Origin of the sequence: Granulicella aggregans, assembly GCF_014203275.1 — a bacterium.
Taxonomy (GTDB): Bacteria; Acidobacteriota; Terriglobia; order Terriglobales; family Acidobacteriaceae; genus Edaphobacter.
In genome coordinates, this window is sequence record NZ_JACHIP010000002.1 from 1,070,273 (window position 1) to 1,090,863 (window position 20,591).

Here is a 20,591-nt window from a genome sequence, read left to right on the forward strand (position 1 = left end):
ATGCTGAACGTCATTGTCCCGACGCTGAACGCCGCCAAGGACTGGCCGCGTTTTGCACCTGCCATCCTCAAGTGCGTCCGTCCAGAGCAAGTGCTGATTGTAGATTCTGAATCCACCGACGACACAATCGAACTTGCAAGCGAGGCCGGGTTCAAGCTGTGTTCCGTGGCGAGGGCAAAGTTCAATCATGGTGGCACACGTCAGATGGCTGCAGAGATGTTGCCCGATGCCGAGATTCTCGTGTACATGACTCAGGATGCGGTGCTCGCCGAACCTGATGCGCTGGCAAAACTGCAAGCCGCCTTCGGCGACCCCAACGTTGCTGCGGTATATGGAAGACAGTTACCTCGGCCGGGAGCGGACCCCATTGAGATTCATGCCCGGAATTTCAACTATCCAGCCCTATCGCAGACTCGGTCCCTGAGCAGCCGCAAACAGTTCGGCATTAAGACGGTCTTTCTTTCAAACTCCCTGGCCGCATATCGCCGTTCTGCCTTGATGGAAGTGGGTGGTTTCCCCACGAACGTGATCTTTGGTGAAGACACCATCACCGCTGCCCGCATGCTGCTCGCCGGCTACAAGATAGGGTATGTTGCGGAGGCACGCGCCTATCACAGTCATTCCTATACCTGGATGCAGGAGTTCAAAAGATACTTCGACATAGGAGTTCTGCATAGCCGCGAGCATTGGTTGCTCGAAGAGTTTGGTCAAGCGAGCGGAGAAGGTAAGCGCTTTTTGCAGTCTGAGTTGACCTACCTGTGGCGGAATGCCGCAGCACAGCTACCCGTCGCGCTAACGCGTACCTTTGGCAAGATGCTCGGATATCGCTTAGGCCGGGCAGAAGATCAACTTCCGCTCGAAATCAAGCGCCGGCTGAGCATGCACCCCGGTTTCTGGGTGAAACCAGTTGCTAACACTCACGGCTTGTAGCAGCGAAGCCGCTCCTCCGTGCTCTGAACTATTTAGGCACCACCGAGACAAAAGAGTTTGCAATCGACACGTGCTTCGCTTGCCGCTCCGTCTTCCTCTCCTCGATTGGGTCAACCTTGGCAGCGAGCAGCCTCCTGGCCTGCCGGTGTCCGTCGCGGGCCAAAGCTAAGTAAAGCTCGGGATACCGTCCAAGGGTCATCGTCTTGTGCTTGCCCTCAAACCCATAGGACCAGCGCCAGAGCTTGCCTCCTGCAGGCGTGCCCCAAAGGCAGGCCCCCGCTATCGCTCAGCTTGTATGGCTTTGCTTGAAGCCTCTCCTTTTTGACGTCAGTGTCGCTGAGCGACATGATCGTCGCCCTCCAGATTCCGACATACCCACATCTCGCAAGCCGCATACCCACAGATGTAGCCGCACCGGGAGTCGGCTGTCGTAATACGTTACTGGATCACATTAACCATAAAACCCCAGCATTTGCTGGGGTTTCAGCTCTGAATCTGGATGTTATCAGGCTCCTTTGAATCGATAAATGGCGGAAGAGGAGGGATTCGAACCCCCGATACCCTTTCAGGTACGCCAGTTTTCAAGACTGGAGCCATCAACCACTCGGCCACTCTTCCTTACCTCAAGTCTAGTCGACCCCAACCACCGGTGCCAAGCTCTTCTCTCTGCAACAGACGGGCCATCCCCCACAAACAATGCGCCGACAAACCCCTCGAAAGCGTCTAAAGTTTTAGGAAGAGACATTTACCAAGCCCCATGGCGACCGCGAACATCCCAAATCTCGAAACCGCTTCACCCAGCACCGAGTCGCGGCGCAACGCCGGCTCCAGGCGCCGCTTCGAGCGCACCCTAGCCAGCGCCCGCAAGACCATGATGTTCAGCGAGGTCCTCCAGCTCGCCTACGACAGCTTCAAGGCCAGCAAGGTCCGCTTCCTCCTCACCATGCTCGGCATGGTCATCGGCTCCGCGTCCATCGTGCTCGTCGTTACCCTCGGCCTCACCGGCAAGGAGTACGCCCTCAACCTCATCTCCTCCATCGGTCCCAACATGATCGAGATGCAGTACTCCGGCGGCAGCATCGCCGGCCCCGACAACACCACCAACCCCGACTTCATGACCCGCGAAGACATGCTCGCCGTCCAGGAGCAGGTCCCCGGCCTCGCCGCCGCCTCCCCCATGCTCGAGGCCCACGACAACGTCAACATCGGCGACGGCCTCACCAAGAACGTCATGATCCTCGGCGTCTCCCCGCAATATAAAGACGTCCGCAACTCCGTCGTCGTCGCCGGCCGCTTCTTCGACGACCAGGACGCCACCGGCCACACCAAGGTCGCCGTCCTCGTCGAACCCCTCGCCATCACCCTCTTCGGCTCAGCCGACGGCGCCGTCGGCCAGACCCTCAGCATCCGCGGCATCCCCTTCACCATCATCGGTGTCTTCAAGGAGCGCATCAACACCTTCGGCCAGTCGGAGATCAGTGAGCAGACCATGCTCATCCCCTACACCGTCGCCCGCTACTTCACCGGCACCGACACCGTCAAAGAAATCTTCTTCTCCACCAAGAGCACCAGCTCCGTAACCACCGCCTCCGCTCAGATCCTCAAGATCATCCAGGGGCGCCACCGCGCCTCGTCCGTCTACAAAGCCTTCGTGATGACACCCGTGCTCGAACTCATGGGCAAGATCGCCAACATGCTCACCCTGGTTCTCACACTGGCAGCGTTTGTCACCCTGATCGTCAGCGGCGTCGGCATCATGAACTCCATGCTCGCCAACGTCCAGGCCCGCGTCAAAGAGATCGGCATCCGCAAAGCCCTCGGCGCCACCAGCCGCGAGATCCGCCTCCAGTTCCTCACCGAAGCCGTCTTCCTCTCGCTCAGCGGAGGCCTCGTCGGCACCCTCATCGGCCTCGCCATCCCGTTCTCCGTCCGCTTCTTCACACCCTTTGCGATCCCCGTGGACTGGTGGTCCGCAATAGTCGCACTAGCCACCTCGATGATCGTCGGCATCGTCTTCGGCACCCTCCCCGCTAACCGCGCCGCACGCCTGAACCCCGTCGACACGCTTAAATACGAATAGACCGTCACCACGAAATAGAGCCTGAAAAACGCTACCTCACATGCGGGCGATTACGTCGATCGTTTGTGATACGCTTTGCTCTCCGTGGACCTCGATAGATACAAGACCATCGAACTTATTGGCGAAGGCGGAATGTCCACCGTCTACCGCGGCGAGGATGTGCGGATAGGTAGACCTGTTGCAATCAAACTGTTGAAGGCGTCAGATGCAGGGAACAACCTCGATCTCGGTGCTCGCTTTCTTCGCGAAGCCACAATAACCGGGCAACTCCAGCACCCCTCAATAGTTACTCTCTTCGATTTTGGAACAACAGCAGAGAATCAAGCCTACATTGTTATGGAGTTCGTCGACGGCAAATCCCTACGGCACCATCAGGGCAAACTCACAACCCTTCAACTTGGCAAGATCCTGCGGGGCACCGCGCTTGGGCTTGATTATGCACATACGCGCGGTGTCATTCATCGCGACGTTAAGCCATCGAACATAATCCTGGCGCAAGATGGCAACCCCAAAATTCTTGACTTCGGGATTGCCGTGATTCAACAGACGTCCGGCTCCCGAATGACTCAGACCGGAGTGGTTATAGGAACCCCAGCTTACCTCTCCCCGGAGCAGATCTCAGGAGGAGCCATCACGCCTGCTGTCGATCAGTTCGCGCTCGCCGTAGTCGCCTTTGAGTTGCTGACTGGGAAGGCCCCGTTCGCCGGCGAGACCTTCGTCGAAACCATGAGCGCCATCATGGTTCAACAGCCGATCGACCCGCTTTCGCTCAACCCGAAGCTCGGGCCAGGATGCACGACTGTGCTCCACAAAGCGCTGTCGAAGAAACCCTCGGAGCGGTTTGCAACCTGTTCGGAGTTCGTGGAAGCTCTGCTGAAAGTCCTTGGCCACGGTCCCAAAGCGCTGCCCTTCCTCGCAGGTGCGCCTCCGAGGACTCTCGGTCCTTCTGAAGGGGGAACAGTCGTCCCCAGGTCGGCTCAACGAGAAGATCTACCAAACACGGTAATGACCCGCCTGAACCTGCCGATGACTGTCGGGCTTTCAGTGATGGGTCAGGGATCGACACCGACCGGATACTCGTTCACCCAGGTTGTGGGAACGACAGGCCCTTTTTTTGGATCGGGCGAGGCGCACTTCCTACAGATAAAAAAGAAATTGGACTTTTACCAGGAGCAGCTCCACAAGGAATACGAAGCTCTTCTGCAGCAGATGCGAACTACCTATCTACTTTGGCTGGTCGCTGTAAGCATGGCGTTTCTCGTGCTGTTATCGGGGATCATCCTCTTCCTGTTACATCAGACGACGGGCGGAGCCATAACTACCGCCAGTAGTGCCATGTTGTACTTCTTGCAGCGTGTCTTCCAGCGAAGAGAAGATGAGTACCGTCAAGCCGCAGAGGCAAAGCGAAGCACCGTGGAGTACGGAAATCAATGGGCACTGGTCATCCAGACGATTCAGGGAATGGAAGATCCAAAAGAACGTGTGACGCGCGAAGGACGCCTCGTAGAGGCGTTGATTGATCACCTTAGCCGGAGCAAGTCATCAGCCCCTGAGCGCAGGGTGAGACGTGGATCGGCCGCAAAGCCAAATAGAAGCGCAGAACCGTAGAGATGTCGCCGGATTATGTTAGTCACGGGAAGCATCACGAATTCAACCGTATTTGTGTGAGTCCCTTAGCTCCCGCTTCCTAAGGCGTCAACGGCAGATTCATAGCACAAACTGATACGGCATCAGCGCAGGCCTATGCCACATCGTCGGCATCCGCGTTCAATCTTCCTATTTCCCATGGTGCAAACAGCTTCAATGCAGTTGCCATGCAAAGCCGTATCTACGTCTAGGTGTGCAGAACTACCCACCACCATGAGCCGTGCATCGATAAACCACGAACCCCGAATAATCCCGCATGCGCTGGAACCGCGTGTTCGAATCCATCCAACGCAAATCAGGCTCCCCGCCTTCAGATTCCCGGTACACGATAAACACTCCGCCAGCAGGAATCTCCTTAATCGCTTTATACAGATCAGCCCCGGCAGGCGGCATCTCGTGAATCCGGAATCCCGTGTAATAAGCAAACACTGGATAGTTGAAGTTCATATAGAGCGCTGTGCTTGCAGGAACAGAGTCCTGAAGAAACTGCGAAGCCGACATCTCTTCCGGAACGTTGAGATCAATCATCCGGCCGCCGAACCGCTTCGAACTCTGAACAAAGGTCAGCATCAGCAACGCTACGACAACCACTCCTCCACCAAGGCGAAGTGACCGCCGAGGCAACAACCGGAACAGCGCAAGCCCCGCCCCAGCAAGCATCAGAAGTGGCGGCGCAAGCGGAAGCACGTAACGCGGCTCCTTGTGAGCCATCGTGCCGAAGAAGGCAAAATCCACCAGCAGCCACATCCAAAGAAACGCCTCAATCAAAACCGGCTGAGCTTCTGCATGAGAAGCCCCATGCAAAGTCTTGAAGCGCAGGCCACGATAGCCTCTCCAAAGCCCCCAACAGGCAGCCATCGCAAGTCCTACCAACGCGATCGGCGTAAAGATCACAGGTGCAATTCTGAGAAACGACGCCCCCTCAGGCCCTTCGACATTCGCCCACCCATCGCGAAACGTCTGGAAAAATCCTCCAAACTCCACCCGCGACCAGACAAGATACGGCACCATCGCAACCAGAAATCCGGCCACACAAACCAGCAGAGCCTTCCACCTAGACCTCGCTGCAAGAGGCAGCAAAAACAGCAATCCCACGCTCGGAAGCGAGCCAAACCGCATCAGCACAGCCAGCCCCAGCACCACTCCAGCCCACGCAAAGGGCAAAGTCTTCTCGCGAGCAAGCGCCCGCAACAAAAGCCACAAAGCCAGCACCAGAAGCGTCAGCGCCGGCGAATCCGTAAGCAGACTGTTCCCTGTGTCATCACTCAAAAAGCCATCAGGAAACACGCCCACGAAGAATGGCGAGTGCGCCAGCAGCAAAGCCGATATTGCAGCGGCAGTACGTCCAAAAGCAAGCTTCGCCGCGCGATAGAGAAACAACGATCCGAGAGCATTCACCAGCGCCGTGACGATCGATGCCGCGTACACGCTATGCCAGATCAGAAACACGCCCGCGAAGAGCAGCGAGATCAGCGGAGGACGATAGCTCAACTCGGAGTAGTTGCTCTTGCCGCAGCAGATCACCTGCGCGTTTTGCAGGTAGACCATCTCGTCCCAGAAGTGCGCCCTGGACACTCCCCACACGCGAATGAGGAAGGCTGCCCCAACCAGCAGAGAAAGCAGAATCGGCTCAAGCGACACCCGGGAACGATAAGGCTCATCCTTCATGAAACAAGCATTCCTCTATCCCTAAGTCTCACTCCGGCCCGCGAGGCCTCAGTTTATCGCAGCCTTCATCTCACCCCCATCCTGTAGACTTTTCCTGTGTAGGTGCAAAGCTCCCGAGCTTTGTTAAACGGAAAGCCGGTGTAAATCCGGCGCTGTCCCGCAGCGGTGATGGGAACGAACAGTCGCAACGGCGCGAAGCCAACGCACTGTCTCTTCAAGAGATGGGAAGCGGCGATCCAGTAGGGTGCCCAAAGTCCGAAGGCCGGCCTGCCACCACCACCATGGAAGCGACAGGTCGCTCACCGTGGGTGCGTTTGAGCCTGCCGCTCTCGTGGATTGGAACGGTGGACAGTGCAACATCGCGTGCTCCGGCTCGCCGGTGTCGCCTGCGCATGGGTGGTTCTTCCAGCAACAAGGAGAACCGTATATATGTCGCGCATCACCCCTCTCAAAACCTCATCCCTCGGCTTCCCGCGCATGGGCAAGGATCGCGAACTCAAGTTCGCCCTCGAATCCTTCTGGAAGGGCAAGACCTCCGAGGCTGACCTTCTCGCCACCGCAAAGCAACTCCGCCGCGACCACTGGCTCCTGCAAAAAGCCGCAGGCATCGACATCATCCCGTCGAACGAATTTTCGCTCTACGACCACGTCCTCGACGCCCTCGTCCTCATCGGCGCAACCCCCGAACGCTTCGGCAACGATCCCGTCTCGCTCACCGGGTACTTCGCCATGGCCCGCAACAGCACCGAGCAGACCGCCATGGAGATGACCAAGTGGTTCGACACCAACTACCACTACCTCGTCCCCGAGTGGACCTCCGGCCTCTCCTTCATGCCCGACACCACCAGGCTACTCAGCGAGCTCCGCGAAGCCCGCGCGCTCGGCATCGAACCCCGCCCCGTCCTCATTGGCCCCGTTACCCTCCTTCTCCTCGGCAAGCCCGCCCCCGGCGTCGATATCACCCTGCTGCTGCTCAGACTCATCGCCTCCTACAAACAGGTTCTCGAAGCTCTCCACGCCGAAGGTGTCACCGACGTCCAGATCGACGAACCCAAGCTCGTCACCGACCTCACCCCATGGGAGAAACAGGCCTTCCGCAGTGCCTACAAGCAGCTCGCGGAAGTTCCCATCAAGCTCATGCTCACCACCTACTTCGGCGGCCTCGGCGACAACCTCAGCCTCGCCGTCGATCTCCACACTGCTGGCATCCACATCGACGCCGTCCGCGCCCCGGAACAGGTCCCCGAAGTCCTCACCGCACTATCCCCCAACCAGACCCTCAGCCTCGGCTGCGTCAACGGCCGCAACATCTGGCTCACGCACTTCGCTGCTGTAAATCCCTTTATCGAACAGGCAGTGGAATCACTCGGAACTGACCGCGTGATCGTCTCTCCGTCTTGCTCCCTCATCCACGTCCCGCACGACCTCGCACCGGAGAAGCAGTTGAGTCCGCGCATCAAATCGTGGCTGCGCTTCGCAACCGAAAAGCTCACAGAGCTGCACGATCTCGCCACCGGCAACGATGCGGCCTTCACCGCCAACGCCGCCGCCGTCGCCAACCGCGAAGCCGCCGAGACCAGCAAGAACGCCGCCGTCCGCAATCGCCTTACCCGTCTCTCCGAACAAGACTTCAGTCGCAAGAGTCCCTATCCACAACGCGCAGAGATCCAACGCGAGGAGCTCAATCTCCCTCTGCTCCCCACCACCACCATCGGCTCCTTCCCTCAAACCGCTGACGTCCGCAAGCACCGCGCCGCCCACAAGCACGGCCACATCACCGATGCCCAGTACGACACCTTCCTCCGCCAGGCCACCGAGGACTGTATCCGCGAACAGGAACGCATCGGCCTCGACGTCCTCGTCCACGGCGAGTTCGAACGCAACGACATGGTCGAATACTTCGCCGAGTTCCTCGACGGCTTCGCCTTCACCGAGAACGGCTGGGTCCAGAGCTACGGCTCCCGCTGCGTCAAACCCCCGGTCATCTACGGCGACGTCTCCCGCGCTCTTCCCATGACCGTCCGGTGGTCCAGCTTCGCCCGCTCCCTAACCAACAAACCCATGAAGGGCATGCTCACCGGCCCCATCACCGTCCTGCAGTGGTCCTTCGTCCGCGACGACATCGCCCGCAAAGACACCGCATGGCAGATCGCGCTCGCTCTCCGCGACGAAGTCCGCGACCTCGAAGCCGCCGGCCTCCAGGTCATACAGGTCGACGAACCCGCCCTCCGCGAAGGCCTTCCACTCCGTCGCTCCGACTGGGCACCCTACTTGGAATGGGCAGTCCAGGCCTTTCGCCTCACCACCAGCGGCACCGAGGACCGCACCCAGATCCATACCCACATGTGCTACTGCGAGTTCGAGGATGTCCTCCCTTCGATCGCCGCCCTCGATGCCGACGTCATCTCCATGGAGACCGCCCGCTCCCGCATGGAACTCCTCCACGCCTTCCGCGCCCACGGCTACCCCAACGAGATCGGTCCCGGCATCTTCGACATCCACTCTCCCCGCGTCCCCGACGTCGCCGAGATGCGTGATCTACTCCAACTCGCTCTCGACGTCCTCACCCCACGCCAACTTTGGGTCAACCCCGACTGCGGCCTCAAAACAAGAGCGTGGCCCGAAACAATCGCCGCTCTCCAGAACATGTGCGCCGCCGCAAAGGAGCTACGTGCCACACTCTGAAGCAAAGAGCCTTATAGCAATGAGTCAGCCTCACACCCTAAACTCGCCGTCATTCTGAGCCGAAGGCGAAGAACCCCCACGCTTTTCCCGTGCCAAGGGTTCAACCCACTTTCAGCCTCAAACAAAAAAACGCCCGCGAATCAATCACGATTCGCGGGCGTTCCTACCAAACGATCCTAAGGCGTCATCGGCAGATCCATAGTCGGGTTCTTGATCAAGAACTGATACGGCATCAACGTAAACGTATGCCACATCGTAGGCATCTGCGGCCAGTCCTCCGGTCGCGGCACATGATGGAACCCCATCGTGTACCAGGCCACGATATCCGTGTTCATGATGTTCCGGTTCTGCTTCGTCCACGCCGGCAGACTGTCCTCTCCCTTGCTCCCCATCGTGTACACGCCCGACACATACCGCTCGTTCGGATCGTACGGCGTCACCCACAAGTTATGCGCAGAAAAGCCAGCCCTCTTCTGCGGCCACTCTTCCGCCGGCAGAATGCTGATACCCGTCTCCCCCGGCATGATCGCGTAGCTCGTCAGCTGCCCCAGCTTGTTCTTCACGCCCTCATTCGCAAACCGCCACATCGCCGGGTGCTCCACCGACACGTTGTACTTCGCCTCGCCCTCGGTCTTCGCCATCTCCGGCATCATCGCCCATATCCACTTCCGTCCCTGCGCCGTATCCGGCAGCTTGTACGGCACCAGCTTGTCCACCATCAGCGAGTTGTTCGGCCCATCCACATCCAGGTCCAGCCGATAGCTGAAGAAGTGGTCATGGTCCACCGCAGAGATCCCCGGCGCGATCAACTGCCCGAACTCCACCCGCTTACCCTCCGGCGTCTTGCCCACCATTGCAGCGGACAAATCCCCATCCGCCGTCTGGTCCTTCACCGCCTTCACCTCAAGAATGCCCGTCGCTCCCAGACCCACCGTGATCGACCCATCCTGCCCAAACCGCCAGTCGAAGATGTAGTCATAGTTCCCCACCGTCGCGACCGTCCTGAAGACCAGCTCACGCGTAGGCCTTCCCGAGATCGCCGACGTAGACCCATCCCAATGCCGCCACATCGGGTCCCCCGTCACCCGTTCGAACAGGCACGCAAGCTGCGGCCGCACATAAGGCGTGCCGTCATCACGAAAGAACGTCCCGCTATAGAACGTCGCGTAATCCGGGCAGTCCACGCCCACCTGCAGCGGCTTGATGATCCCACCCGATCCCGTGTTCGCAAAAAACTCTCCCCCATCCAGGAACACATGCGAGTTCCAGGCCTCATCCGGGTCCTGGTAAGGCACATACATCTCCGAGAGCGACCCTTCGTACAGCACCGACCGCGGCTTGCCGCCATCGTTATAGCTCACGAGATTAATCACCGGTCCCACCCGCGGATCGAGCCGGAAGCGGAAGTGCCATTTCTGCCAGTCCACCTCGCCGTTCTCGACCGTGTAGCTCGGCCCCTCCGGCTCCAGCGTGATGATCGGCTTCGTCCCCGGCATCGCCTTGCCGCCGTCCGCGTCGTAGATGCTCGTCGAAGGCGGCATCGGCACCGCGCCGTTATCCGAGAACCGCGTGATCTTCTTCTCTTTCAAATCCATCACGTAAAAGATGCCCGCAATCCGCCGGTCCCACCGGTACAGCGAGTCCATCTCATCGCTGCACTCGCCCCATCCAATCCGCCGCCCGTCCGTCTGCTCCGGCAGCCCCACATACCCCGCCGGAATCACCCCGCAGTGCACCGTCCGCAGATCAGTGATGCCGCGAGCCTTCAGCGCCGCAATCACGCGCGGGTCTTTCTTGATGTCTTCATCGAAGCTCCGCGACTCCGTCGTCGACATCGGCGCCTGCTCCTTCGTCAGCTCCGTATACGACTCCAGCTTGTTCGCCGAAACATCCACCACCGCCGCATAAGACTTGCTCTCGTTCAGCAGCACCACATCCACCTTGCGCACGATCGGGTCGCCCGGCTTCCACGCCAGCACCACCGATTTCACCGGCTCCTCCAGCAGGATGCTCGCAAACAGCGTCTTCGGCGCAAGCTTCCCCGCCGCCTGCAACACCTTGTAAGCCTTCCAATACTCATCCGGCGTCAGCGCATCCAGCGGATGATGCACTTCCGGTTGCAGGGCAAAGCAGCTCGGCACAGCGATCAGAAGCAAGGCGATCGAAAAGAGTCGTCGGCAAAGAGACATGCAGAACCTCGGCGGAAGAAATCCGCGTGGTGATGATGAGTTGTGAGAAGGAAAGCTCCGGTTACGCCACTATACAACTCTGCGCCCCATTCGCCTCAGCTTTGTGCCCCATTCATCGCAGCACTATCGCGATGAGTGGGACAGCCACCAACGCCACCGTCCCTCAGAACTGCTTATAGAAGCGTCATCTCGACCGAAGCATCGCCGGGTGCCCCATCCATGGCTAGCCTTTGGCCATGGGTGGGATCCCGCCCAAGACCCGTCATCCTGAGCGAAGTCTCTCGCGACCGTATCGCGAGAGACGGAGTCGAAGGACCCCGATACCGCTTTCATCACCTCAACCGTTCGAACTTTTCAACCACGAAGCAGTTAGACAAGGTCGAGCACCCCACATCCCGCTTCTGAGATGTGGGACCGCAACTCATCCTTAGGTCCCGCTAAAAAAAAGAAACGTCATCTCAACCGAAGCCGTGCAGCTTCATCGCGCGGCGCAGCGGAGAGATCCCCGCGTTTAGCCTTTACTCCCCGTCCCCGAAATCCTCGTGCCCCACCGAAACCCGCTCATCGAAGATGTAGCACTCCCCGTCCCACCGGCTCGTCTCCACCGGCACCTCTTCGAGGTACTTCAGGATCCCACCCTTCAGATGAAACACCTCAGGAAACCCCTGCTGCAACATATAAGCCGAAGCCTTCTCGCATCGAATCCCGCCCGTACAAAACATCGCCACCCGACGATGCTTCTCCGGATCGAGCTGCTCCTTCACATAGCTCGCAAAGTCCGAGAACGTCTCGAGCTGCGGCTTCACCGCCCCGGCAAAGCTCCCAATCTCCGACTCATACGTATTCCGCGTATCCAGCACCAGCACCTCGGGATCAGCCAGCAGCGCGTTCCACTCCTTCGCCTCGACATACTTCCCCGGCCGAGCCGGATCGACCTCCGCTCCGCGAAACGTAATAATCTCGCGCTTCAGCTTGAACTTCAGCCTCCGAAAAGGCAGCGCCTCCGCAGTCGAAAACTTCACCTCGCCACGCTCAAGCCCAACCCGCTCGCCCAACAGACTGAGCAGCCGCTCAATCGTCTCCGCCGAACCAGCCATCGTCCCATTCACACCCTCAGGCGCGATCAGCGTCGTCCCAAGCAGGTCACTCCCCACAAACGCCTCACGCAGTTCCTCGCGCAAACCTGCAGGATCAGCCAGCGGCAGAAATCGATAGTAGGCAGCAACGGTAACCATCTCTTCTAGTTTAGAGAAATTCGAGCGCGAGCGAGAGCTTTCACTTCCCATTGAAGCGATCCTAGCCCGCCAGTGCTATCAAGAAATGTGCGACCAGCCATCTTCCTCTCACTCCTGCTCTCCGGCGTGGCGTCCGCCCAAACCGTCTCCGCTCCCACCCTCACCGGAGCCCTCAACTTCCGCGATCTGGGCGGCATTCGCACGTCCGACGGCCACGTCGTCCGCAGAGGAAGGATCTATCGCTCCGGCGAACTAAGCCACCTCACCAGCTCAGACTTCGACGCCCTCGCCCCCCTGCACATCCACTACGTCTTCGATCTGCGCACCGACGCGGAACGCGCCTCCGCTCCCACGCACTGGATCGCAGCACAGCCCGGCGATCAGCCCACCCTGATGCCCATCTCCGTAGGCTTCCCCGCGACTGAAGCCCCCTCAAGCTCGATGCGGAAGCTCTTCGCCAACGGCACCAGCCCGGATCAGGTGAAGGACGGCATGAAGGCCATCACCGTCCAGATCGCCCTCGACGGAGCCCGGGAGATCGGCACCATCCTCCGCGACCTCGCCACAGGCGACGAACCTGCCATCGTCCACTGCACCGCCGGCAAAGATCGCACCGGCATCGTCACAGCGGTCTTGCTCCGCGTCCTCGGAGTTCCCCACGCGACCGTCGAAGCCGACTACCTCCGCAGCAACGACGCCGTCCCCGCCCAGATGGCCCGCCTCCAGGCCGCTGCAGTTAGCAGCGCAAAAACCAATCCGCCGAGCCCTTTGGCAAGCCTGCCTCCCGCGTCCGTACAGGTGTTGATGGGTGTCGACCCTGGCTATCTCGCAGCAGCCTTCGCCGCCATCGACGCCCGTTACGGCTCCTTCGACAACTACGTCACCCAGAGCTTGAGGCTCAGCCCCACTGACATCCAGAAACTCCGCGACCGCCTCTTGGACCCACCTAGATAGAAAGCAGCTGATGAAGCGCTTCAGATATCCCGACAGTACTCAACAGCGCGGATGCCCATCCATACTCGCGTCTTTTGCGAGGATGGGTGGGACGTATACCGCTTGAGTAACCGCCGTTCTGCATGACGCACAACACTAGCTCTTGGCCTTAAGCGGCGCAATCAGTGCCGCGCGAATCTGTCCCAACTGCGCGAACATATCGTGGATCAGGTAGATCTCCCGATCACGCGTCCACGCCTGGTCAGACTCGACATCGTAGTTCACCGGTAACTGCACCCCGTCCATTACCCACGCATCCATCTCTCTAGCCCGCGAAGTCTCGACACACCGCTTCGAATGATCATGATGCCCAATCACGCACACCCGGCCTAGCTTTTTCGCATCCCCGCCCACCATCGTCACGATCGCCTCGGCAACTCCATCCGTACTCAGATATTTGACGGAACCATCGGCGGCAACAACCGGATTGATCGCCACCACCTTGCCAATCCCTTCGCGCCCCGTGAGAAAGCTGGCGATCTCCCACTGCGCATAGATCGTCGCCGCTCCACTCTTACGCTGCGCCTCAATCACCGCCTTCGCCAGCGTCTCGTTCATCGGCCCCGGAGCAGGCGTGGTCGTCCCCGCAGCCGCAGGACGGTTGCCAAAGGCATACGCAACGATGGTGTGAAATCCCGCAGCCGGTTGCGAAGGCGCATCCCAAGTGAACCCTACATCCAGAAGCACGGGAGCAAGGCTCGCCGCCACCTTCGGATCGTCAAGCGACTTCGCCAGCGCCTCCTGAAGCTGCGCCGGGAAATTCGTTGGCAACGGGGCAGCGTCAGCCGCACGCGCCGCTGGCAGCAGCGCCGCTGCAAGGCCAGATTGCAAAAACGATCGACGTCCAGTCATAACAGCCATTATGGCCGCGTCCCATAAACACAGGTTGACAGGCACCGATCGGCCTCGCACCACACCTGCTGTTTTGCTTGTCATTCCCCGAAGGAATCTGCTTTTGCTACTCCTTTGCGGTCACGGGAGAAACGTGGATTCCCTACGGGAGGGACAAATGCAAAAAAACGCCCACCATCGATCTCTCGATGGTGGGCGGCGTTCATGATACATACGAAACGTTATCTCAACCGAAGCATCGCGGCTTTATGCGATGCGAAGTGGAGAGAACCCCCGCATTTGTTCTGTTCTTACTCCAAAACGCTTACGCTACCGGTGCAGCCTCGGTCTCCGACTCCTCAGCCTTCACCGTCACCTTGATGTGGCTGGTGACTTCGCGGTGCAGCTTGATCGGCACGTGGTACTCACCGAGCGACTTCAACGGATCTTCAAGCGAGATCTTGCGGCGGTCGATGGTGTAGCCCTGCAGTTCGAGCTGGTGAGCGATATCGCCCGACGTGACCGAACCGAAGAGGTGATCGTTCTCGCCCGTCTTGCGCTCGAACGTGAGCTCAACGTGCGCAAGCGAAGTTGCCAGCGTCTCAGCGGCAGCCTTCTCCTTGGCAGACTTGCGGATAGCCGAGCCCTTCATCTGTTCAATGACGGCGCGGTTGGCAAGCGTCGCCTCGATGGCGAGCTTACCGGGAAGGAGGTAGTTGCGCCCGTAGCCGTCGGCGACCTTGACGACATCGCCACGGTGGCCCAGCTTGTTGACGTCTTCTTTCAGAATAACTTCCATTGCAATTCTCCGAATGACTTGTATGCGGAACGAATCCGCGAATCAGTGTTCAGCCAGGTTCTTTGCGCCAGACCGCGCTTAGAAGCGCGCGGCGAAGGCCAGCAGGGCGATATTGCGCGACTGCTTGATGGCGAGCGAGAGGCGACGCTGGTGACGCGTGCAAACGCCGCTCAGACGGCGCGGGATGATCTTGCCGCGCTCGGCAACGAAGCCCTGAAGCAGGCGAACATCGCGGTAGCTGATCGAGTCGATCTTCTCCGTGCAGAACTTGCAGACCTTCTTGCGGCGGAAGAACTTACGGCCGCCAGGGCCGCCTGCGCCAGGAGCGCCGGCAGGACGCGGAGGACGGGGACCGCCGGGTCCGGCATATGCCGGGCGGGGGCTGGGAGTGTGCTCGCTCGCTGCTGCGGGAGCGGTATTCGGGGTGCTGGTTTCGTCAGCCATGGTGATATCCCTTTCGGATGGTGGAGTGCCGCCGGGCCGATCCAGACTCGCGGTGGAGTCTCTGAACGTCCTCACATCTTGCATGACAGACGGAATCGGTGGAAGCAGGGTGGAAACTCATGTGCCGGGCTGCGCAAGCGCGGCCCAGCAAAGAAATCGCGGTCGAAGAAACTAGACTGCGGCGACGGGCTCTGCAGCAGGGGTCTCTTCTGCAACAGGAGCGGCAACCGCCGGAGCAGCCGCAACCGGAGCCTGAGGCTGGAACTGTGCGGGCTGTGCACTGCGCTTCACCTTGGTGTCGCGGATCGCCTTCACCTTAGCCAGACGCTTCTCTTCTTCGTCCATGCGCACGGTGATGAACTTGATGACCTGCTCGGTCACGCGCAGACGGCGCTCGATCTCGGTGATCAGCTTACCCTCAGCAGCGATGTTCAGCAGCACGTAGAAGCCGTCGTTGAACTTGCGGACGGTGTAGGCGAGACGTCGGCGGCCCATCTTCTCAACGGACTTCACTTCGCCGCCACCCGAGGTGACGTTTCCGGAGAATCCTTCGATCAGCTTGTCCAGGTCGGCTTCTTCAACGTCCGGACGGACGATGAACATGATTTCGTAGGTACGATTCATTCGTTTACTTCTTTCTGCGAAGTTCTTCTTCGCACCGCGCATGCGTATCCTCTGCACACGACGGTTTGGAATCAACTGCTGCTAACTGCTGCCGGGTGCCCCACCCATGGCTCGCTTCTGGCCATGGGTGGGATCCCGCCACTACATCCCCGCATTGCCATTGAACTCGCTCATCGCGGGTCCCGCGCCACGGGTAAAAATCGTCTCGACCGCCTTCGTAACCCGGTCAAGCACCTCATCCAACACCACAAGCTCCTGCTTGCGGAACGGTGACAGCAGGTAGTCCTTACCACCTGCCTTCACCTCGCGTCCACTTTCGAGCGCCGGTTTCCCTACCCCGATCCGTATCCGCGTCCACTCCTCCGTGCCCAGCACCGCGGAGATCGACTTCACCCCGTTGTGCCCTCCCGCCGAACCACGCTCGCGTATGCGAATGCTGCCCAGCGGAATTGCCAGTTCGTCGTAGAGAACAACCAGGTCCTCTGCCATCCGTTCCGGCCCAATCTCTAACTCCCGCAACAGGGCGGCTACCGAAAGCCCACTCAGGTTCATGAAGGTCTCGGGCTTAGCCAGCAGAACTTCCTGCCCCGCAAACCTTGCCTTCGCCGTAAGAGCCCTGCCCCGCCGGTTGGCAATCGTCACGCCGCAATCCTCCGCGATGCGATCGACCGCCAGAAACCCGGCGTTATGCGGTGTGAACTGATACTCGATACCGGGGTTGCCGAGACCGACAATCAGCTTCACGTCCTAATTCCTCACTACAGCAAAATCTAAGCCAGATGCCGCAGACCCCAACCCTTGTCATCCTTCGACGAAGTCGGAGGATCTGCTTGCCTCGTTTGCGCCACGAAAGCCCGGGTGCCCCACCCATCGCAGTTTCACCGCGATGGGTGGGACGTAAACGCTCACCCGGCAAAACCAGAGCCGCTTACTTCTTCTTAGCGTCCGCAGCCGGTGCAGCGGCAGCAGCGTCCGTCTTACCCTTCTTCGCTACTTCAGGCTCAGCCACAGCAGCAACCTCAGCAACAGCCTCTTCCTTCATCGCCACAACGTGAGCGACAGTCGCATTCTCTTCGCCGAGGTACTTGATGCTGCCCGAATGCGGCAGGTCCGACAGGTGGATCACGCCATTCAGCTCAAGCGTGGTCACATCGACATCGAGGTGGCTCGGGATATCGCCCGGGAGGCACTCGATCTCAACCTCGCGCATGACATGCTCGAGAATACCGCCCTGGGCCTTGACTCCCGCAGGGATACCCACCAGAACCACCGGCACCGAGACGCGCATCATCTTATTCATCGCAATGCGCTTCAAGTCGATGTGCAGCAGCTTGCCCTTGATGGGCTCGTTCTGCCAATCAACGATCATCGCCTTAACCAGCGAAGCGCCTTCGACGTTCAAGTCGAAGATGGTGTTGTGCCCGGACTCGGAGTGCAGAATCTTGGTGATGACCTTCGGGTCGACGGTGACCGCAACAGCGTCCTGGCCTGCGCCATAAACCACTGCGGGAATCTTGCCAGCTACACGAACGCGACGAGCTGCATTTTTGTTGAACTTACCCTCGCGCGGAGTTGCGACGACGGCATCAAAAGTGGGGTTTGCCATGATGTTTCATTCCTTTCGGGCACGGAGTTGAGCTCCGCTCCCTTTGCTCATTTGCTACGAGCTCTTTCCTCGCGGCTGTAAAAAACTAGTTGAACAGCGTACTTACGCTGGTCTCCATATGAATGCTCTCAATCGCCCGGCCCAAAAGCCCCGCAACCGAAAGCACCTTGATCTTCGACACCTTCTGCGCATCCTCACGCAGCGGAATCGTATTCGTCACGACCACTTCCTTCAGTCGTGATGCTGCGATACGTTCTACCGCCGGGCCCGAAAGCACGGCATGGCTTGCGCACGCATAAACCTCTTCGGCACCCTGCGCCAGCAACGCATCGGCAGTCTTCACCAGCGTTCCAGCCGTGTCGATAATGTCGTCGAGTATCAGGCAGGTTCGCCCGCGCACATCGCCGATAACATTCATCACTTCCGTGACGTTGATGTCCGTCCGCCGCTTGTCCACAATGGCGAGCGGAACATCCAACTTCTTCGCAAAGAAGCGCGCTCGTTCCACGCCTCCCGCATCCGGTGAAACCACGGTCAGGTTCGGCAGCTTCATGTCCCGGAAGTAGCTCACCAGCACCGGGCTGGCGAATAAGTGATCGACCGGGATATTGAAGAAGCCCTGAATCTGTGCCGCGTGCAAATCAACCAGCAAAGCCCGGTTAGCTCCCGCCGTAGTCAGCAGATCGGCCACCAGCTTCGAGGTGATCGCGACTCTCGGCCTGTCCTTGCGGTCCTGCCTGGCGTAGCCGTAGTACGGAATCACCACGGTGATCCTGCCAGCTGATGCGCGCTTCAGCGCGTCCATCATGATCAGCAGTTCAATCAAGTGCTGGTCCACAGGAAAACATGTGGGCTGAATCAGGAACACGTCCGCACCGCGAACGTTTTCTAAAAGTTGAAAGTGGACCTCGCCATCCGAGAAGCGCTGCAGCCGGGTCTCACCCAGCGGAACGCCGACAAACTTGCAGACTTCCTCTGCAAGCTCCCGGTTCGAGGTTCCTGAAAAGATCTTGAAGCGCCTGTCCTCGCCCAGCTTCCCGGATTTTTTCTTCTCGGGGCTGGACGCGACCAGTCTTTGTCCACTAAAGGAAGACGCGCCTGACGCACTCGGCGTCGCTGCAGGCAAAGAGTTCGTTTCTGTCTCTTCTGCCTGCGCTGAAATAGGGGAAAGAACCGCAGTCGTGTCTTGATTATTCACGTGAAACCCTCCAGGCTGGTTGACCTTGGTAGTTCCTGCTGCTTGGTCTGTTCATGCAGCCTTGTCGCGGCTGCACACTTCGGTACAAAGAGAAGCATCTGTTGCGATCGAAACTCTGTTGCGAAAAGTAAGACTTGTGGCCCTTCAAACTTCGGTACATCCGCCAGCGCTGTTTTCGCCGGCCAAAAACCTGTTCAACCTCTGCGGCATGTTGCTGCCGTGAAACGGTCCCTAAGTGTTGCCCGCCCGCAGAAGACCTCGAAGAGGTCTGGCGGTCGATAGTTTGGTTGGGCGACTAGGATTCGAACCTAGATAAAGAGCTTCAAAGGCTCCGGACCTACCATTGATCGATCGCCCAATAATCTCCGGAACCCGCCTGTTGAAGACGGCCGCCGGAAAAATTACCCTGCGAACATTGTGCGCCAGTAAGCCGTTCGGGGCAAGGTGTGAGTAATCACCGCCTTGCATCCTAAAGCCTGCACGCGTTGTTGAGCCGCGATGGCATCCGCCATGGACCGGTAAAGTCCAAACAGCGCCGAACCCGAACCCGAGAGCGCAGCGTACAACGCAGGGCCACTCGAATCGGCACCATCCAGCGAACCTGAACCCGCATTGGCGGACTCATTCTGCCGGATACCCATCAATTGACGCTTGATTTCACGCAGGGAGGGGTGGATCGGAAAGACGACCTTTTCAAAGTCGTTTTCTATCCCGGTGCGGACAAGCGCGAGAAGAGTATTCTCGGCAAGATCTGTTTGCAATTGGCCTATAGATTGATCGAACTCGCCCGCTTTTTTCTCGGCGCGACCCTGAGTCTCTATTCCATACTCAGTAGATTGTGTTCCAGGCTTGCAAAAGATACCGGATGTGCCAGGCTCGGCATATGTAGAAGCCAGAGCGCAACTCAACTCACTTAGAGTATCGCGACCTGTGGATTCCGTCAACCCCCCTGAATTAGCGGCGAAATCTGTGCCCAAACCCGTACTTAAACCTGTGCCCCATTCATCGCGCCTTTGTCTTTCGCGATGAGTGGGTCCGCTACCAAAGTCAGTGGGTGAACCACCATCAACTCCCCCGCCCCCCAACCCATCCCAATCCCGAAAAGCCTGTGGCGTAGAAACCCCTACCTCCGGCAGAGCCATCACGCAGATCGTCTCCGGCAAATCTGGCAGCGGATACACCTGCTCCCCCCGCCCAAGCCCCAGCACCGATCCCCCCAGCAAAAACAGAGGCACATCCGAACCGACGCTAGCCGCCAACTCCATCCGCTCCGGCCCCGGCAGCGCCACCCCAAGCTCCTTCTCCAACCCCATCAACGCCGCCGCCGCATTCGCCGATCCCGCGCCCATCCCGCCCTGCACCGGCAAGTTCTTCTGGATCCGGATCTTTACGGTAGCCGTCACACCCATCCGCTCCAGGCACCGCTCCACCATCTTCCAGGCCGTATTCCGGTTATCCCCCGGCACCCACGGATGATTCGAAGTCAGCACAATCGACGTCTCTGGGGAACGAGTCGCAGCTACCGTCACCACATCACGCAGCGCCAGCGTCTGGTACATGGTCGTCAGACCATGAAACCCATCCGCCCGCGCTGGCCCAATCGCCAGCCCCAGGTTGATCTTCGAAAACGAGCGAACATGCGTTGCCATGACTTTCCCAGTC

17 protein-coding genes, 2 tRNA genes and 1 riboswitch are annotated in these 20,591 nt (G+C 59.2%); of the genes, 5 read left to right on the plus strand and 14 right to left on the minus strand.

The features are described 5' to 3' along the window. Positions 1–930, plus strand: a complete 930-nt coding sequence (locus HDF16_RS09730) for a glycosyltransferase (protein ID WP_184215920.1) — start codon at positions 1–3, stop codon at positions 928–930. 28 nt (positions 931–958) lie between these two features. Here the strand turns inward: HDF16_RS09730 and HDF16_RS31805 are convergent, their stop codons facing one another. Continuing rightward, positions 959–1,213 carry an Arm DNA-binding domain-containing protein gene (locus HDF16_RS31805; RefSeq protein ID WP_184216292.1) on the minus strand — a complete coding sequence of 85 codons (255 nt, stop codon included), beginning with the start codon at positions 1,211–1,213 and terminating at the stop codon, positions 959–961. 245 nt (positions 1,214–1,458) lie between these two features. Then, positions 1,459–1,548 (minus strand) — tRNA-Ser (locus HDF16_RS09740). Between the two features lie 139 nt (positions 1,549–1,687). Here HDF16_RS09740 and HDF16_RS09745 point away from each other — a divergent pair. Next, entirely contained in the window at positions 1,688–3,010 is a 1,323-nt protein-coding gene (locus HDF16_RS09745; protein ID WP_184215922.1) for an ABC transporter permease, read from the plus strand. An 84-nt stretch (positions 3,011–3,094) separates the two neighbouring features. Then, complete coding sequence (locus HDF16_RS09750) at positions 3,095–4,618, plus strand: protein kinase domain-containing protein (protein ID WP_184215924.1); 1,524 nt, start codon at positions 3,095–3,097, stop codon at positions 4,616–4,618. 240 nt (positions 4,619–4,858) lie between these two features. On the opposite strand, the gene HDF16_RS09755 is transcribed toward HDF16_RS09750, so the two are convergent. Continuing rightward, on the minus strand, positions 4,859–6,325 hold the full coding sequence (locus HDF16_RS09755) for a glycosyltransferase family 39 protein (protein WP_184215926.1): 1,467 nt from the start codon (positions 6,323–6,325) through the stop codon (positions 4,859–4,861). A gap of 83 nt (positions 6,326–6,408) precedes the next feature. Next, positions 6,409–6,610: riboswitch (cobalamin riboswitch) on the plus strand. A gap of 144 nt (positions 6,611–6,754) precedes the next feature. Here HDF16_RS09755 and metE point away from each other — a divergent pair. Next, entirely contained in the window at positions 6,755–9,010 is a 2,256-nt protein-coding gene (gene metE, locus HDF16_RS09760) for a 5-methyltetrahydropteroyltriglutamate--homocysteine S-methyltransferase (RefSeq protein ID WP_184215928.1), read from the plus strand. Positions 9,011–9,186: 176 nt separating this feature from the next. Here metE and HDF16_RS09765 read toward each other — a convergent pair whose 3' ends face one another. Further along, the gene (locus tag HDF16_RS09765; protein ID WP_184215930.1) at positions 9,187–11,199 is read right to left on the minus strand and encodes a hypothetical protein; all 2,013 of its coding nucleotides are present in this window, start codon (positions 11,197–11,199) and stop codon (positions 9,187–9,189) included. Between the two features lie 518 nt (positions 11,200–11,717). Then, complete coding sequence (locus tag HDF16_RS09770; protein WP_184215932.1) at positions 11,718–12,434, minus strand: rhodanese-related sulfurtransferase; 717 nt, start codon at positions 12,432–12,434, stop codon at positions 11,718–11,720. A gap of 87 nt (positions 12,435–12,521) precedes the next feature. Here HDF16_RS09770 and HDF16_RS09775 point away from each other — a divergent pair, with 87 nt between their 5' ends. Continuing rightward, positions 12,522–13,388: a tyrosine-protein phosphatase gene (locus HDF16_RS09775; RefSeq protein ID WP_184215934.1), complete on the plus strand. Its 867-nt coding sequence runs from the start codon at positions 12,522–12,524 to the stop codon at positions 13,386–13,388. A gap of 135 nt (positions 13,389–13,523) precedes the next feature. Here the strand turns inward: HDF16_RS09775 and HDF16_RS09780 are convergent, their stop codons facing one another. The 9 genes from HDF16_RS09780 to HDF16_RS09820 form a co-directional block, all read right to left on the minus strand. After that, a complete protein-coding gene (locus tag HDF16_RS09780) occupies positions 13,524–14,279 on the minus strand; it encodes a hypothetical protein (protein WP_184215936.1) in 756 nt (251 codons plus the stop codon). A 304-nt stretch (positions 14,280–14,583) separates the two neighbouring features. After that, complete coding sequence (gene rplI / locus HDF16_RS09785; protein ID WP_184215938.1) at positions 14,584–15,057, minus strand: 50S ribosomal protein L9; 474 nt, start codon at positions 15,055–15,057, stop codon at positions 14,584–14,586. Between the two features lie 78 nt (positions 15,058–15,135). Continuing rightward, a complete protein-coding gene (rpsR, locus tag HDF16_RS09790; RefSeq protein ID WP_184215940.1) occupies positions 15,136–15,501 on the minus strand; it encodes a 30S ribosomal protein S18 in 366 nt (121 codons plus the stop codon). 171 nt (positions 15,502–15,672) lie between these two features. Next, a complete protein-coding gene (gene rpsF / locus HDF16_RS09795; RefSeq protein ID WP_184215942.1) occupies positions 15,673–16,125 on the minus strand; it encodes a 30S ribosomal protein S6 in 453 nt (150 codons plus the stop codon). Positions 16,126–16,266: 141 nt separating this feature from the next. After that, a complete protein-coding gene (gene pth, locus HDF16_RS09800) occupies positions 16,267–16,869 on the minus strand; it encodes an aminoacyl-tRNA hydrolase (RefSeq protein WP_184215944.1) in 603 nt (200 codons plus the stop codon). Positions 16,870–17,053: 184 nt separating this feature from the next. Continuing rightward, on the minus strand, positions 17,054–17,731 hold the full coding sequence (locus tag HDF16_RS09805) for a 50S ribosomal protein L25 (RefSeq protein ID WP_184215946.1): 678 nt from the start codon (positions 17,729–17,731) through the stop codon (positions 17,054–17,056). Between the two features lie 85 nt (positions 17,732–17,816). After that, positions 17,817–18,929, minus strand: coding sequence for a ribose-phosphate diphosphokinase (locus HDF16_RS09810; protein ID WP_432432237.1), 1,113 nt, complete (start codon positions 18,927–18,929; stop codon positions 17,817–17,819). 284 nt (positions 18,930–19,213) lie between these two features. Beyond that, positions 19,214–19,287 (minus strand) — tRNA-Gln (locus HDF16_RS09815). 43 nt (positions 19,288–19,330) lie between these two features. Then, positions 19,331–20,578 (minus strand): 4-(cytidine 5'-diphospho)-2-C-methyl-D-erythritol kinase, encoded by a 1,248-nt coding sequence (locus HDF16_RS09820; RefSeq protein ID WP_184215948.1) that lies wholly within the window; start codon positions 20,576–20,578, stop codon positions 19,331–19,333. Positions 20,579–20,591 lie beyond the last annotated feature (13 nt).

What these genes read in the sequence shown, in the direction of transcription:
- rpsR (WP_184215940.1), bottom strand. Translation starts at nt 15,501, where the DNA reads ATGGCTGACGAAACCAGCACCCCGAATACCGCTCCCGCAGCAGCGAGC.
- HDF16_RS09745 (WP_184215922.1), top strand. Translation starts at nt 1,688, where the DNA reads ATGGCGACCGCGAACATCCCAAATCTCGAAACCGCTTCACCCAGCACC.
- HDF16_RS09765 (WP_184215930.1), bottom strand. Translation starts at nt 11,199, where the DNA reads ATGTCTCTTTGCCGACGACTCTTTTCGATCGCCTTGCTTCTGATCGCT.
- metE (WP_184215928.1), top strand. Translation starts at nt 6,755, where the DNA reads ATGTCGCGCATCACCCCTCTCAAAACCTCATCCCTCGGCTTCCCGCGC.
- HDF16_RS09805 (WP_184215946.1), bottom strand. Translation starts at nt 17,731, where the DNA reads ATGGCAAACCCCACTTTTGATGCCGTCGTCGCAACTCCGCGCGAGGGT.
- rplI (WP_184215938.1), bottom strand. Translation starts at nt 15,057, where the DNA reads ATGGAAGTTATTCTGAAAGAAGACGTCAACAAGCTGGGCCACCGTGGC.
- HDF16_RS09755 (WP_184215926.1), bottom strand. Translation starts at nt 6,325, where the DNA reads ATGAAGGATGAGCCTTATCGTTCCCGGGTGTCGCTTGAGCCGATTCTG.
- rpsF (WP_184215942.1), bottom strand. Translation starts at nt 16,125, where the DNA reads ATGAATCGTACCTACGAAATCATGTTCATCGTCCGTCCGGACGTTGAA.
- HDF16_RS09780 (WP_184215936.1), bottom strand. Translation starts at nt 14,279, where the DNA reads ATGACTGGACGTCGATCGTTTTTGCAATCTGGCCTTGCAGCGGCGCTG.
- HDF16_RS09770 (WP_184215932.1), bottom strand. Translation starts at nt 12,434, where the DNA reads ATGGTTACCGTTGCTGCCTACTATCGATTTCTGCCGCTGGCTGATCCT.
- HDF16_RS09730 (WP_184215920.1), top strand. Translation starts at nt 1, where the DNA reads ATGCTGAACGTCATTGTCCCGACGCTGAACGCCGCCAAGGACTGGCCG.
- HDF16_RS09820 (WP_184215948.1), bottom strand. Translation starts at nt 20,578, where the DNA reads ATGGCAACGCATGTTCGCTCGTTTTCGAAGATCAACCTGGGGCTGGCG.